Source organism: Isoptericola sp. NPDC057653, from assembly GCF_042799955.1.
Lineage (GTDB): Bacteria > Actinomycetota > Actinomycetes > Actinomycetales > Cellulomonadaceae > Isoptericola.
In genome coordinates this window covers 50,830-65,894 of record NZ_JBHVHP010000002.1, presented here as the reverse complement: position 1 = coordinate 65,894, position 15,065 = coordinate 50,830, and the positions used below count along the sequence as shown (strand labels likewise).

Here is a 15,065-nt window from a genome sequence, read left to right as displayed (position 1 = left end):
TCAGCGAGGCTATGTCACCGCTGTCATCGGAGCAAAACGGACCTCGGTGGGGACGTTCGCCCCCGGTCACGGCACCCACGGGACACTCACCGCTCGGCGCTAAGGTGTGCGCGTGATCCTCCCCGCCGTGCCGCCGGAACCCGCGCGCGCCCCCGCGTGCCGCCGCCAGGTCCCGTGACCCGGCCGACCACGGCGGTCCCCCGCGCGACGTCGTCCCTGCTCGCCCTCCTCGTGGTGCTCCTCGGGCTGGGCGCGCGCCTCCTGCTGCCGGACGCCGTCGGCGGGCCGCTCGGCGACGCGCTCTACGCGACCCTCGTCGTGCTGCTCGTGGCTCTGGTGCGGCCCCGCACGTCGCCGGTCGCCGCCGCCGTCGTCGGCCTCGCCCTGAGCGCGGCCGTCGAGCTGGCGCAGCTCACCGACGTGCCCGCCCAGGTCGTGGCCCGGGTGCCCGAGGCGAGGTTCGTGCTCGGCACCACCTTCGTGGCCTCCGACCTGGCCTGGTACGCCGCCGGCGCGGCGGCGGGCGGGGCCCTCCTGGCCCTGGTCGCACCTCGGTCCGCGCGCGTGGACGGCCGGCTGCGGCACGTGACAGCGCCCGCCGGCCCGCGCCGGCGGCGGCGCGCGGCCGTCGTCGTGCCCGTCGTGGCGGTCCTGCTGCTCGGCGCCGCCGGCGGGTGGCTCGCCTGGGTGCTCTACGACGAGGCGAGCAGCCTCACCGCACAGGTCGCCGACGCCCGGCAGACCCTGGACGACTCGGCGGACCGCGTCGCCGACGACGCCGTCCGGCCCGCCCTGGCCGCGTCGATCGACCGCGCCGAGACCCTGCTGGCCGCGACGCCGCTGCTGGAGCGCCGCCCGGGCGACGCCGAGGAGGCGGGCCGCGGGCTCGCCCGGGACGCCGCTGCCGTGGACCGGTCCCGCCTGGAGCACGCGCGGGCGCAGGTCGCCGACGGCCGGGACGCCCTCGCCCCCGTGACCCGCCGTGCGAAGCAGGTCGTCGCCGCCGTCGGCGAGCTCGCCGAGGACGGGCGCGGCGCGGGCACGAAGGCCCGGTCCACCGCCGACGACGCGCTCACCGCCGCGCGGGACGCGCTGGCGGCGTCGACCGACGACGCCCTCGACGCGGACGACCTGCCCGCCGTCGAGGCCGCCGCGACGGCGCTCGGCACGAGCCGCGACGACCTGGACCGCGCGACCACCGACCTCATGACCGCGCAGGACGCCGTCGTGTGCCCCGAGCCGGACCAGCTCTGGTTCCCCGAGACGGGGCGCCTCGCCGACGACGAGCTCGCGGGCATCCCGTGGGCCTCCGGTCTCGCCGTGCGCTCCGACGTGCTCGCCGGCCTGGTCGAGCTCGACGCGGCCTTCCACGAGCAGTTCGGGACGCACCTGAAGATCAACTCCGCCTACCGCAGCCACGCCCAGCAGGTCGCCGTGTACGACCCGGCCCACCCGAACCCGCTCGCCGCGCCCCCCGGCTGCTCGAACCACGGCCTCGGCACCGCCGTCGACATCAGCGTCGGGCCCGCCGGGTTCGACGGCGACGTCTACGCGTGGCTGAAGAAGAACGCCGAGCGGTTCGGCTGGACGCACCCGGACTGGGCGGAGCCCGACGGCCGTCTGCCCGAGCCCTGGCACTGGCAGTCGGTGGAGACGCCGGTCAGCTACGGCGGGTGACGCCGGGGCGCGCCGCGGGGCGCGTGCACTGGCCCGCTGTCACGCGCCGGGCAGCGACCGCACCTCCAGCGACGTCTCCGTCGCGACGTCGCCGTCCCGCTCCACGCGGTACGCGGGCCGCCCGGGACGCTCGGCGACGGCCTCCACGGCGACGCCGTCCACGAAGCGGACGGCGGCGTACTCGTCCACCGCGTAGCCGCCCGGGAGGGCGCCGGACGCCACCCAGCCGAGGTACGCGGCGCGCCGGTCGGCCTCGCCGAGGTAGTGCGGGCAGGCGCTGCCGGGCAGGAGGCCGAGGCCGTCGTCGAGCGGCGCGAGCGGGCCGAACGAGTCGGTCGAGGACGCCTCGAACCAGCAGTTCATGCCGGCGCTGATGCCCGCGAGGACCGTGCCCTGCGCGGCGGCGCGGGTGAGCAGGTCGGGCAGGCCGTGGCGCCGCCAGACGTCGAGGAGGTTGGCGGTCGAGCCGCCGCCGACGTACACGACGTCCTGCTCGAGCAGCATCTGCGGGTCGGTGTACCCCCACGGCTCGTGGCAGAAGAGGGACAGCACCGACGTCGTCGCCCGACCCGAGAACGCCTCCTCGAACCGGCGCGCGTACCCGTTGTCGTCGCCGCTCGCGGTCGGGACGAAGCACACCTTGGGGACGTCCTGCCCCGTGAGGTCGAGCAGGTGGTCGTCGATGGCCGAGGAGCCGTCGTCCGACATCGAGAAGCCACCACCGCCGAGAGCGAGCACCGTTCCGATCATGCGGGCACCCTAGGACGGGTCGTCCGCGCGGCGCCCGTCCTTTCCTGTGCGGTGCCCGGCCGGACAGGCCGCGCGACCGGACCCGGCGCGACCTACCGTGTGCTCGTGACCTTCAACGAGGGCGGGCAGTTCGAGGGCGGGCGCGTGCGGAAGGGCTCGGGCGGCCGCCGGGGCGCGGTCGTCGGCGGGGGCATCGGGGCGATCGTCGTGGCGCTGCTGGCCGTCTTCCTCGGCGGCGGCGACCTGGGCCAGCTCACCGGCGCGCTCAGCGGCGCCGTCCAGGACGCGGGGGCGCCCGTCGGCGACGGCCAGGAGCAGTACGTCGACGCGTGCAGCGCGCAGGAGGCCAACGCCGACCGCGAGTGCCGGCTGTCGGCGACCGTGCAGTCGCTCGACGCGTACTGGGGCCGCGTGCTGCCCGAGCAGGCCGGGGTGTCGTACTCCCTGCCGCCGGTCGAGAGCTTCTCCGGGTCGACGACGACGGCCTGCGGCGCCGCGTCGAGCGCGACCGGGCCGTTCTACTGCCCGCCCGACCGGACCGTCTACGTCGACGTGTCGTTCTTCGACCAGCTCAGCTCCCAGTTCGGCGCCGAGGGCGGGCCGCTCGCGGAGGAGTACGTCGTGGCGCACGAGGTGGGGCACCACGTCGAGCAGCTCACGGGGGCGATGGACGCCGCCGCCCGCGGCGGGAGCGGCCCCGAGTCCGACTCCGTGCGCATCGAGCTCATGGCCGACTGCCTGGCCGGCATGTGGGCCGGGTCCGCCGCCACCGAGGTCGACCCCGACACCGGCGTCACGTTCCTCGACCCGATCTCGCAGGACCAGCTGCGCCAGGCCCTCGACGCGGCCGCCGCCGTCGGCGACGACCGCATCCAGCAGCAGGCCACGGGGCAGGTCGACCCCGAGGGCTTCACCCACGGCACCTCCGAGCAGCGGATGCGCTGGTTCACCGTCGGGTACGAGGGCGGCACGGTGCAGGACTGCGACGCCCTGTCGGCGCGCACCCTCTGAGCGCGCCCCGGCTGCAGCGTCGCAGGTGGGACCCTACGATCCGAACCATGGGTGTAGCGGCGGACCAGCACACGATCCTGGTGACCGGCGCGGCGGGGCCCGCCGGTCGCACGCTCGGCGGGCAGCTCGCCGCCAGACCGGACGCCGGCCGGCGCCGGGTCGTGGGGGTGGACCTCTCCCCCGGCGACGTCCCGGGCTACGACGTGGTCGAGGCGGTCCCGGCGGCCGCCGACCCCGCCTACGACGCCGCGACGCTCGAGCTGCTGTCGAAGCACCGGCCGCGCCTGCTGGTGCCCACGGTCTCCGACGAGCTGCCGCGGCTCGCGGTGCTGGCGGACGCCGCCGGGCTCGGGGACGCGGTCGTGCTGTCGGCGCCCGGCCCGGCCGCCGTCGCGGGCGACAAGCTCCTGACGATGTGGGCCCTCGCGCGCCACGGCGTCGCGGTGCCCCGGCACGCCCCCGCCGACGAGCTGGCCTCGGCCGCCGAGGCCCTCGCCTGGGACGACGCGCCCGTCGTGGTCAAGCCGCGCGTCTCCCGCGGCGGGCGTGGCGTGCACGTCGTCGAGGACGCCGACGACCCGCTCTGGGCCGGGCTCGACGCCTCGTGGGTGGTGCAGGCCTTCGCCCCCGGCACGGAGTACAGCCCGCAGGTCTACCGGTCCCCCGCGGACGGCCGGTGCGTCGTCGTCGTGCTCGAGAAGACCGGGCGCAAGGAGGGGCGGGTGGGCAACGCGACCACGGTCGAACGCCTGCCCGACGGCGCAGCACCCGACGTCGCGGACCTGGCCGCGCGGACCGCGGAGGCCCTCGACCTCGTGGGCCCCCTCGACATGGACGTGCGGCGCCTCGCCGACGGCACGCCGGTGGTGCTCGAGGTCAACGCCCGGTTCGGCGCCGTCTCCGCGGGTGCGCCGGAGCTGCTCGACGCCGTCCTCGACGACTGGCCGGGTCGGCCGTGACGTCCGTCCTCGTCGCCCTCGTCCTCGTCCTCGGCCTGTCGCTGCTGGTCGTGGGCCTCGTGCGGCTCGCGTTCGTCCCGGCCGCGCTCGTCTTCGAGGCCCGGCGCCGACGCGACGACCCGGGCCCCGCGGGGTGCGGCCCGATGTTCCCCGACGCCCCCTTCGTGAGCGTCGTCGTCCCCGCGTACAACGAGGCCGTCGTCATCGAGAACTGCGTGCGCTCGGTGCTGCGCACCGAGCACCCCGCGTTCGAGGTCGTCTGCGTCGACGACGGATCGTCCGACGACACCTTCGAGCGCATGGAGCGCCTCGCCGCCGAGTTCCCGCAGGTGCGCGCGCTGCGCCAGGAGAACGCCGGCAAGGGTGCCGCGCTCAATACCGGCATCGCCGCAGCCCGGGGCGACGTCCTGGTCCTCGTCGACGCCGACGGGCTGTTCCGGCCCGACACGGTCACCCGCCTGCTGCGGGGGTTCCGCGACCCGCGGACCGGTGCCGTGTGCGGCAACGACCGGCCCGTCAACCTCGACCGGGTCCAGACGCGCCTGCTGTCGCTGATCAGCCACGTGGGGACCGGGCTGATGCGCCGGGCCCTCGACGTGCTCGGCTGCCTGCCGGTCGTCTCCGGGAACATCGGCGCGTTCCGGCGGGACGTGCTCGACGCCACGGGACCGCTGCGCACCGACACCCTCGGCGAGGACCTCGAGCTCACCTGGCGGGTCCACCGGGAGGGCTACCGGGTCACGTTCGCCCCCGACGCCCTCGTGTACGCCGAGTCCCCGTCGACGGTGCGTGCGCTGTGGCGCCAGCGCGTGCGCTGGGCGCGCGGCCTGCTCCAGGTGACCGGCATGCACCGGTCGATGATCGGCAACCCGCGGTACGGGCCGTTCGGGATCTACCTGGTGTACAACACGGCGGCCCAGATCGTGGCCCCGTTCGTCCAGGTGCTGGCGCTGGTCGCGCTCGCGGTCCTGGTGGCGGTCGACGGTCCGGAGGGGTGGGTCCCCGCGTCGTGGTGGGCATGGGTCCTGCTCGTGGGCCTGCCCCTGTCCCTCGGCCTGCTCCTGCTCGCGGTCGGGCTCGATCGCGCGCCGGGCGACCTGCGCCAGCTGTGGACGCTCCCGCTGTGGCCCGTCTACTCCACGATGATGACCCTCGTCGTGCTCGACGCCGCCCGGCTCGAGCTCGGGAACGCGGAGAACCGATGGAACAAGCTGGACCGCACCGGGACGGTGTCGGTGCGCGGGCTCGTCGACGACGATGGCCCTGGGTCCTGACCGTTGTCGCCGCGCTGGTGGCGGCCGTCACGGCCGCCGTCCTGGTCGCGCGCCCGTGGGAGGACGTCCCGCCCGTGATGCGCCCTGAGGTGGCCCCGGAGGACGCCCGGTCGGTGAGCGTCGACTTCGGCATCGTCACGGACCCGGGCACCGACTGGGCCGCGGTGGACCAGCACCTCGACGCCGTGGGGGCGAACGGCGTCGACCTCAACGCGGGCCGGGTCGAGTTCACCGCGTTCGACTGGCCCGCCCACCCGGACGCCGCCGCCGAGCCGGGCGCGGACCACCTGGCCCGCGCCGCCCGCGCGCTGCACGAGAACGCCGACGGCTCCACCCGGCAGGTCGGCCTCGTGGTCGACGCGTACGTGCCCGAGTGGATCGCCGCCGATCCTTCCGTGGCGGGGGTCTCCGCCCACGGCCGCCGGTCGCCCTACCAGGCGTCCGCGACGCAGCTGGCCACGGGCGAGGTCGGCGACCGGCTCGTGGAGTACGTCGCCGCGCTCGGCGAGCGCTACGACCCCAGCCAGATCGCCGTCACCGAGCTCTTCCTCTACCGGTACAGCTTCGGGGCGGACGACCTCGCCCTGTACCAGGAGATGACGGGGGCGGACGACTGGCCCCGGACGGCGGACGGCGAGATCGACGAGGACTCCCCCGCGATCGGCCGCTGGCGCTCGGAGGTGATCGCCGGCCTCCTCACGCGGATGCGCACCGCCCTCGACGGGGTGCGCGGCGGCGAGGGCGCCGAGATCGCGCTCGCGATGGACGTCCGCGTCGACTGGGACGACCCCGCCGCCGGCGCGCCCGCCAGCGGGCACGACTACCGGATCCTCCTCGGCGCCGCCGACCGCCTCGTGGTCTGGGCGTACGTGGGCCCCGGGGACCGCACGCCCGCGCAGGTCGAGGGCCTCACCGGCGCCCTCGAGGACGAGGGATTCGACATGTCGCGGTTCACGATGTCGGTCGGCCTGTGGGCGGGGTCCGCGGACGCCGACCCGCCGCAGTCGATCACCCCGCGCCTCATGACGCGCACGATCGAGGCCGCCGGCACGCACGGGGTCACCGCCGTCAACGTCACGCCGCTGTCGCACCTGTCGGACGCGCACTGGGCGGCTCTCGCAAAGGTCTGGGGCGCCGACGGCTGACCCTCGTCGTCCCGGCGCGGCGTGGTCAGGCGCCCGGCGAGGACGCCAGGTCGGGCAGCGTGACGTCGACCTCCGTGCCGCGCCCGAGCTCGCTGCGGATCGTCATCACGCCTCCGTGGTCGCGGACGATCTGGTCGACGAGGGCGAGCCCGAGCCCGATCCCGCGCACCCGCCGCCGCTGGGTGTCGCGGGAACGGTAGAAGCGCTCCGTGACGCGCGTGAGCTCGTCGGCGGCGATGCCCGTGCCCTCGTCCGTCACGCGCAGCCGGGCGAGGCGTGCGCCGTCCGGCGTCGCCACCCCCGTCACGGTGACCCACACGCGGCCGCCCGGGCGCGAGTACTTCACGGCGTTGCTCAGCAGGTTGTCGACCACGTGGGCGAGCCGGTCCGTGTCGGAGACCAGCGGCACGGTCGCGTCGCCCTCCACGAGGACCTGGACGTCTGCGGCCTCCGCCGCGGGGCGCACGCTCGCGACCGCGTCCCGCACGACCGCCACGACGTCGACCAGCTCCGCCGTCAGGGAGTGGGCGCCCGACACGATCTGGGCGCTCGTCAGCAGGTCGTCCACGAGGGTGGTCAGGCGCCGGGCGTTGCGCTCGACCACGGTCAGGTACTCCCGCTGCTCGTCGTCGAGCCGCTCGTCCCCCAGCCGCAGCAGGTCCAGGTAGCCCAGGATGGACGCGAGCGGCGTGCGCAGCTCGTGACTGACCAGGCCCACGAGCTCGTCCTGGACCCGCTCCTCCTCGTACCGGGCGGTCACGTCCGTCACCACCACGAGGTAGCCCGCGGGGATCTCCGGGGAGCTCACCCCGCGCGCCGGTCGCGGCGTGACGGCGAACTCCACCTGCCGCCGCGACCCGTCCGGCAGCGTGCACTCCCACTGCTCCACCTGGGTGCCGCCGTGCACGGCGCGACCGAGCACCCGGCGGTTCGCCGCGTCCGCGCCGTCGAGAGCCTCCGGTTCCTCCTGCGCGGCGTCCGCGCGCACGCCGGGCTGCGGGCCCGCCATCGCGGCCGCGAGCGCCTCGACCGAGACGAGCTGCGCCACGTCGAGCCCGACGAGGTCCTTCTCGGGCCGGCCCAGGATGCGCTCGCCGCCGGGGTTGACGGACGTCACGTGCCCGGCGATGTCGGTCGTGATGAAGCCCTGCTCCGTGGCGGCGGCCAGGATGCCGCGCAGGGTGTCGCGCGAGTCACGCAGCCGGGTCGCGCCGTCCTCGAGCTCGTCGCGTGCCCGCTCCAGGTCGGCGGCCTGCCGGCGCGCGACGGCGACGATCCCGTGCGACCCCACCGCGACGAACGCGATGACGATCAGGTCCACGAGCGCGTGCATCGCCGGGTGCACGCGCTCCGCCTCGCCGAGCGGGAACAGCGCCGGCCCGAAGAGCACCACGACCGAGCCGCCCAGCGCGACGACGATGCCCCACAGCCCGGGCTGCAGCGCGAGGCTCACCACGGGCAGGAAGAGCAGGACGTCGAAGCTCGCGAGGGTGAGCCGCGCGCCGACCTCGAGCAGGCCGATCGCCAGCATCTGCACCAGCGGGAGCACGTACTGCCAGGCGTGCGGCCACCGGTCCCAGCGCCCGAGGCTGCCCACGAGCTGGACGGCGGCGACCAGCCCCGCGGCCACCGCGAGCGCCGCGGCGGAGCCCCCGACACCGCTGACCTGCAGGATCACGAGGACGACGGCGAACGACACCGTCACGGGCAGCAGCCGCAGGCCCACGGCGTCGGCCGCGAACCAGGTGGTCGTGACGCGGACGTACGACTCGCGGAGCCGGCCCGCCGCACCGTCCGTCATCTGGTGCGCGCCCCGGTGCCCGTGTCCTGGGTGGCGTAGTCCGGCAGTGCCGCCGTGTCGGGCGGCGCCGCCGTGCCGGGGGCCCCGGAGTCCTGCCCGTCCACGGCGGGCCGCGCGCGCACGCTCGTCCCGTGCCCCAGGGCCTCGCTGGCGCGCACCGTCTCGAGGGGTTCCACCTCCCGCGCGGGGCTGAACCGCGCCCAGTACCGGGCGGTGGCCCGGACCACGTCGGGCTGCATGTACTCGCGGTGCGCCTGGGAGACGTACGCGGCCAGCATCCGCAGCTTCGTCTCGACGAACCCGTCGACGTCGACGAACTGGTTCGGGGCGAAGGCGACGGTGGCGGACGGGCTCTGGAAGGACCAGAGGTTGGGCACCTGGCGCGCGGCGATCTGCACGGCGCTGTTCACCGCCCGGTGGTCCTGGTGCCGGTCGTGGACGCTGTGCGTGTACACGCGGTCGGGCGCGACCTCGGCGATGACGTCCTCGATGGCGGTGATCAGGCCGGCGGCCGGGTCGAGGTGCGTGTCCGGGAAGTCCAGGTGCACGAGGCGTGCCCCCACGACCTCGGCCGCGGCGAGGGCCTCGTCGTGCCGCGCCGCGACGAGGCCGCCGACCGCGCCGCCCGACAGCGTGAGGATGACGAGCTCGTCCCCCGACGCCGCGTGGGCGGCGAGGGTCGCTCCCACCCCGATCTCGACGTCGTCCGGGTGGGCGCCGACCGCCAGCACCCGCTGCCGCGCCGACGCGCGCTCCTTGCGGGCCCGCTGCGCGAGGTCGGTGGCCCGCTCCACGACCCGGGACGCCGTCACGGGCTTGACCAGGAACTCGTCGGCGGCCTCGCGCAGCGCCTGGACGGCGTGGTTCACCGTGCCGTAGGCGGTGACGATCATGATCGGCAGGGTGGGGTCGGTCGCCCGCACGTCGGGGATGATCTCGAGCCCCGAGCGCCCCGGCAGCTGGATGTCGCTCACGAGGACGTCGTACGGCGCGGCGCGCAGCATCCGCAGCGCCGCGTCGGCCTCGCCCGCGACGTCCACCTCCATGCCGCCGTAACGTTCCAGCGCGATGCGCAGGAACTCGGCCGCGTCGGGGTCGTCCTCCAGCACGAGGGCCCGGAATCGGTCGTCGGACAAGGCTCCCCCTCCCGGTCCTGGTCTGGTTCGTACCGTACGCGCGGTGCGTCCGGCGCGCGCGAGGACGGAGCGCGCTCCGACCGGTCGCGGGCCTGGTCAGCCGTCCAGGGGCACCCGGGCCGCGCGGGCGGCGGACGCGACGGACAGGCGCGCGCCGAGCTCGTCCGCCGGCAGCTCTCCCCGGGCGCCGGTCGCCGGGTCGGTGACGGCGAGCACGCCGGCGGCGGCCTCGCGCGCGCCCAGGACGGCGAGCAGCGCGTCGCGCCGCCCTCGCGCGAGCCGCACCCGGTTGCCGAGGGACCCGTCCGCCTCCACGCGCACCCGCGCCCCCCGCCGGCGCAGCGCGCGGGCGGCCTCCTCGGCGGGCGCCGGGTCGCCGACCGGCAGCAGGCACACCTGCACCGGGGCCAGCCAGACGGGCAGCCGGCCGGCGTGCTGCTCCAGCAGGAAGGCGACCATCCGTTCCATCGAGCCGACGGTGCCGCGGTGGATCATCACGACGCGCTCGCGCGACCCGTCCACCGCGGTGTATCCCAGGTCGAACCGCTCGGGCTGGTTGAGGTCGAGCTGGACGGTGGCGAGGGTCTCCTCGTGGCCGCGGGCGTCGCGCACCTGGACGTCCAGCTTGGGCCCGTAGAACGCCGCCTCCCCCGGGCCGTCCGCCCAGGGCAGGCCGGTGGGCGCGAGCGCGGCGCGCAGCATGTCCTCGGCCTCCGCCCAGCGGGCGGGCCCGCCCAGCCACCGGCCGGACCCGTCGCTCCGCGAGAGCCGCACGTGGTCGAGGGCGATGCCCAGGACGTCGAGGACGCCGAGGACGGCGTCGAGCGCCGCGCGGACCTCGTCGGCGACCTGGTCCGGGCGGCAGAAGACGTGGGTGTCGTCGAGGTTGATCTGCCGCACGCGCGAGAGCCCGCTGAGCACGCCCGAGCGCTCGGCGCGGAACATCGCCCCCAGCTCGTGGTACCGCACCGGCAGGTCGCGGTGGCTGCGCGGCTCCGCCGCGTAGAGCTGCGCATGGTGCGGGCAGTTGGCGGGCCGCAGCACGAGCGGGTCGTCGCTGCCGTCGTCGAGCGCCGGGAACATGTCGTCGGCGAACTTCGCCCAGTGGCCCGAGCGCTCGAACAGCGACCGCTTGCCCAGCACGGGGGTGCAGACGGGCTCGCAGCCGCCCGCGAGCGCCACGTCCTCGGCGAGCCGCTCCAGCTCGCGGCGGACGACGGCGCCGGCCGGCTGCCACAGCGGCAGTCCCGGCCCGACCAGCGGGCTGGTGGTGAAGATCCCCATCGCGCGGGCGAGGTCGCGGTGGTCGAGGACGGCGGGCTCGGCGTCCTGCGGGCCGGCGTCGCGGGCGAGGCTCTGGTGGTGGTTCATGGCGGTGCTCCTTCGGACGGGGTGCGACGGAGCCGCCCGGGCACGAGAAAGGCCCCGGAGCGAGCTCCGGGGCCTGGGTGCGTGCAGCGTGGTGCAGCGGTCAGTCGGCGCCGGAGGTGTCCGGCGTCGTCGTGACCTGAAGGCTGCGCATGCCCCGACGGTACGGCGCGGCGCGCGGCACGGTCAACGGGGAAACCCCGGCGGGCCCGGTCCGAGGCACGGGGGCGGGACGGGCGCGGGGCCCGCGGCGTCGCCGCAGGCCCCGCCCCTCCCACGTGCCTCGGTCAGGCGAGCCGGGGGCCGGTCAGCTCGCCGCGGCCGCCCACCGCTGGCTCGCCGCGCCGGTGTCGGTGCGCTGCACCACCCTCCCGTCCGGGTCGGCCGTGAGCGCGAGCCCGGAGTTCTTGTTCACGAGCCGGAGCCGCCCGTCCTCGACGCTGACCTGCCAGACCTGGTTGTCCGTGCCGCCGCAGCCGTACTGGCCCACGAGCGCGCCCTGGTCCTTCGAGCTGAAGAAGACGTCCGCGCACTGGCCGCTGCCCGCGTTCCGGACCGTGTAGTCCGACCCGCCGAGGCGGGTGAGGATCCACTTCTGGGTCGGCGCGCTCGACTCCGCCGCGACCGTCAGCTGCGTCGAGTCGTTGCCGGGTGCCGTCAGCCGCTGCCCGCTCGCGAGCGTGAGCGAGTACTGCCCGTCGGCGACGGGCGGCGGGACCACCACCTCGGTGCCCACCGACAGCGCGAAGACGTGCACCGCCGCGTTGGCCGGCAGCGTCACCGCCACGACCTCCTTGTCCGGGTCGATCGGGATCGTGTTCGTGTACAGGCGGTACTGCGTGGTCGGGTACGCCGCCCCGGTGGGGGTGTTCTTCCCGAGGGTGACGACGGCGATCTTCGCCCCGTAGGAGTTCGTCGCGAGGCAGCACCAGTTCGGCATGCCCAGCGTGCTCGCGTCGGTGCTGCCGTCCGCGTAGTGCACGGTGACCCCGCCGGTGGCCGACCCGCTGGTGCCCGTGCCCAGCACCCCGATGACGTTCCCGTCCCCGGAGACCGGGACGGTCTGGCCGGCGCTCCCGACGTTGTCGGGCGTGCCCGGCTCCGACGACGGGAACGTGAAGTCGAACCCGTTCGCGCTCACCGTCGCGCCGGGAGCGACCCCCTTCTCGGCGAGCCGCTCGGCGATGAAGCTGCTCCCGCCGCCGTCGACGTCCCCCTTCTCGGGCTCGGCGAGCGAGGAGATCGCGACGTTGTCGAACGCCGCCGCGAGGTCCGCGTAGGCGACCGTCGTCTGCGCCCGCGCCGAGACCTGGCGCGGCGTCGTGCGCACCCGGTAGTCCGCGGTGCCGCCGATCGTCACCTGGCCGGGCGCGGCGTCCTCCGGCGGGGTGACGCCGAACGTCGCGCTGAACGTCGCACCGTCCTTGAGCGCCTTCGCCGTCGTCGACGACGTCGCGTCCACGGTCCAGCCGTCCGGCGCGGTCAGGGTCGCCCCCGTGACGTCGATCGGCTTGCCCGTGTGGTTGGTGAGGGCCAGCGTCGCCGTGCCGACCGTGCCGGCGAGCGACAGCGACGGCGCGGTGACGGCGACGTCGACGGCGCGCTCGCCGGGGTGCTCCCCACCGACCGCGGACGACCCGGTCACCCGCACGTCGAACGCCGACGCCGTCGACACCGTCGCCGTCTGCACGGTCAGGACGCCGCTCGCCGGGTCGAACACGTAGCCCGGGCCGCGGTCCAGGTCCTCGACGGAGTCGGCGGCCGCGAGCTTCTCGCCGCCCACCCGCACCGTCGCCGGGGCGGTGTCGGTGTGCAGCGCGAACCGGTAGCTGCGCGCGGACGGCTTGCCCGCGTAGTCCCCGGTCAGGGCCCCCACGGTCAGGGCGATCGGGCCCTTGCCCGCCTGCGGCGCCCGCACCGCGAGCCGCTGGGAGGCGTGCGCCCCGTCGGCGTACTCCTGGGTGCGGCCGTCGTCCTCGTAGAGGGTGAACTCCGAGGAGCCCTGCGGGTAGACGTCGACGTCGAGGCGGCCAGCCTTCTTGCCCGCCTCCCAGTCGGCGGTGCCCTCGGGGAACATCGGGACGATCGCCCCGCCGCGCACGAACAGCGGCAGCCGGTCCAGCGGCGCGGGGTAGCCGTCGATCGTCGTCGGGCCCGTGTAGGTGCGCCCGGTCCAGTAGTCGGTCCACGTGCCCTTCGGCAGGTAGATGCCGTCGCGCACCGTGGTGTCCTCGTAGACGGGGGCCACGAGGAAGTCGTCGCCGGCGAGGAACTCGTACTTCACGTCGTCGCCCCAGGTCGTGGGGTCGTCGGGGTAGTCCACGTACAGCGGCCGCGTGGAGCCGAGGCCGGTCGCGTGGGCGTCCGCCTGGTACGTGTAGAGGTAGGGCAGCAGCCGCTCGTGCAGCTGCAGGTAGGAGCGGTTGATCGACGTGTACGGCTCGCCGTACCGGTACGGCTGCTTGTCGCTCGCCGCCCACCCGCTCATCGCGTACGTCATCGGCAGGAACATCTTCCACTGCAGGTCGCGCGTGTAGGTCTGCGCGCTGCCGCCGAAGATGCCGTCCACGTCACCCGTCGTCGCCGCCTGGCCCGACATCGTCGAGCCCGCGTACGTCGGGATCTGCCAGCGGATGTAGTCCCAGCTGCCCGACTGGTCGCCGCTCCACATCGCCCCGCAGCGCTGCGTGCCCGCCCAGCCCTCGATGGTGACGACGGTGGCACGGTCGGCGGAGTTGTCCTCGATGCCCGCGTTGGCCTTCTCGCACGCGGAGAGCGCGAACCGGTAGCCCGGCCCCACCCACGCGACGTCCGTCTTGCGGACGCGGACGCCGCTCGCCACCTCGGTCGGCTGCTCCGTGAGGTCCGCCTGGGTCCACAGCCCCAGCTCCGAGCCGTGCTGCGTGAGCATGTCGTGCGTCTCGGGCAGGTCCTCGTAGCCGCAGCCGTAGCCGTCGTTGACGAGCATCCAGCCCAGCGGCATGTCGTTGTCGGTGTACCCCTGCGCGATCGCCGTCGAGTCGCGCAGCGTCTCGCGCTCCCCGCGGTTGGCGTTGTGGAGGTAGCAGTCCGCGTCCCCGAGCTCCATCGCGTACATCGGCAGCATCGCGGGCCGGCCGGTCAACCGGGTGAGGTCGTCGAGGACCGCGCGCGTGTCGCCCACGAAGTAGTAGGCGTCGAACCGCTGCTCCGCGTGCCGCGTGGCGACCGGCTCGCCGAAGGCGTAGCTGCCCGCGGCGAACGTGTTGCGCAGCACCCCGTACCCGTTGCTGGACAGGTAGAACGGCGACGCGTTCGGGTTGCCGCCGTCGTCCCAGTCGTAGTCCCGGGAGATCTGGATCGTCTCGTCGCGGTGCGAGAACCGTCCGTTCTGCATGCCGCCGCCGAAGAACTGCTCGGTCGCGCCGCGCGACAGCGACTGCGTCGTGCCCGAAGAGTCCCACGACAGCGGCGCGGTCTCCGTCCAGAGCGGTGTTCCGTCGCCGTCCGCGAGCGCCAGCGTCAGCGGCGACCTCGTGACGGTGAGCGTGGCGTCGGCCGTCGCGATGCGGTACGCCGAGGAGGTCTCCGTCAGGGTGGCGCCGGCGTCTCCGTCGAGGTCCCCGACGACGATCCTGGCGGCGGGCGCGTCCGGGTCCGACGGGGTGTCGTTCGCCGGGTCGGTGAACTCCCCGTCCGGCGCGAGCCACACCCGCAGCGCCCCGGCCTCCAGGAAGCTCACCCGCAGCTTCGCCTCGCCCTGCGCGGACGTCTCCGCCGCGAACGTGAACGTGTCGCCGTCCCGCTCCATCCCGGTGACGTCGCCCAGCGTGGTCCCCGCCGCGGCGTCCTCGCCCGCGGCCGACGCCGCCGGGACCGCGAGCGCCAGACCCGGCACGAGCACGAGCGCCGCGAGCGCCGCCACCGTGCCGCGCCGTCGGCGGCGTCCCGTCCCTGTCTCTCTG

The 15,065-nt window shown here is 75.4% G+C and carries 10 protein-coding genes; 5 read left to right on the top strand and 5 right to left on the bottom strand.

All coding sequences use genetic code 11. The annotated features are described in order from the left end of the window. The first annotated feature begins 174 nt into the window (after positions 1–174). Positions 175–1,677, top strand: coding sequence for a DUF2809 domain-containing protein (locus ACFU9A_RS11570; protein WP_430575433.1), 1,503 nt, complete (start codon positions 175–177; stop codon positions 1,675–1,677). 39 nt (positions 1,678–1,716) lie between these two features. On the opposite strand, the gene ACFU9A_RS11565 is transcribed toward ACFU9A_RS11570, so the two are convergent. Continuing rightward, positions 1,717–2,427: a Type 1 glutamine amidotransferase-like domain-containing protein gene (locus tag ACFU9A_RS11565; protein ID WP_430575432.1), complete on the bottom strand. Its 711-nt coding sequence runs from the start codon at positions 2,425–2,427 to the stop codon at positions 1,717–1,719. A gap of 105 nt (positions 2,428–2,532) precedes the next feature. On the opposite strand from ACFU9A_RS11565, the gene ACFU9A_RS11560 reads away from it, so the two are divergent. Genes ACFU9A_RS11560 through ACFU9A_RS11545 form a run of 4 tightly spaced genes read left to right on the top strand, consistent with a single transcriptional unit; the run spans position 2,533 to position 6,816 of the window. After that, positions 2,533–3,438 carry a neutral zinc metallopeptidase gene (locus ACFU9A_RS11560; RefSeq protein ID WP_430575431.1) on the top strand — a complete coding sequence of 302 codons (906 nt, stop codon included), beginning with the start codon at positions 2,533–2,535 and terminating at the stop codon, positions 3,436–3,438. A gap of 47 nt (positions 3,439–3,485) precedes the next feature. Further along, entirely contained in the window at positions 3,486–4,397 is a 912-nt protein-coding gene (locus ACFU9A_RS11555; RefSeq protein ID WP_430575430.1) for an ATP-grasp domain-containing protein, read from the top strand. After that, the gene (locus ACFU9A_RS11550) at positions 4,394–5,671 is read left to right on the top strand and encodes a glycosyltransferase (RefSeq protein WP_430575429.1); all 1,278 of its coding nucleotides are present in this window, start codon (positions 4,394–4,396) and stop codon (positions 5,669–5,671) included. Before ACFU9A_RS11555 ends, ACFU9A_RS11550 begins: the two co-directional genes overlap by 4 nt. A gap of 17 nt (positions 5,672–5,688) precedes the next feature. Then, positions 5,689–6,816, top strand: coding sequence for a hypothetical protein (locus ACFU9A_RS11545; RefSeq protein WP_430575428.1), 1,128 nt, complete (start codon positions 5,689–5,691; stop codon positions 6,814–6,816). Positions 6,817–6,841: 25 nt separating this feature from the next. Here the strand turns inward: ACFU9A_RS11545 and ACFU9A_RS11540 are convergent, their stop codons facing one another. The 4 genes from ACFU9A_RS11540 to ACFU9A_RS11525 form a co-directional block, all read right to left on the bottom strand. Beyond that, positions 6,842–8,617 carry an ATP-binding protein gene (locus tag ACFU9A_RS11540; RefSeq protein ID WP_430575427.1) on the bottom strand — a complete coding sequence of 592 codons (1,776 nt, stop codon included), beginning with the start codon at positions 8,615–8,617 and terminating at the stop codon, positions 6,842–6,844. Next, entirely contained in the window at positions 8,614–9,753 is a 1,140-nt protein-coding gene (locus ACFU9A_RS11535; RefSeq protein ID WP_430575426.1) for a PIG-L family deacetylase, read from the bottom strand. The genes ACFU9A_RS11540 and ACFU9A_RS11535 overlap by 4 nt, the downstream gene beginning before the upstream one ends. Before the next feature lie 96 nt (positions 9,754–9,849). Next, on the bottom strand, positions 9,850–11,124 hold the full coding sequence (locus ACFU9A_RS11530; protein ID WP_430575425.1) for an aminoacyl--tRNA ligase-related protein: 1,275 nt from the start codon (positions 11,122–11,124) through the stop codon (positions 9,850–9,852). Between the two features lie 304 nt (positions 11,125–11,428). Continuing rightward, positions 11,429–15,025: a TIM-barrel domain-containing protein gene (locus ACFU9A_RS11525; RefSeq protein ID WP_430575424.1), complete on the bottom strand. Its 3,597-nt coding sequence runs from the start codon at positions 15,023–15,025 to the stop codon at positions 11,429–11,431. Positions 15,026–15,065 lie beyond the last annotated feature (40 nt).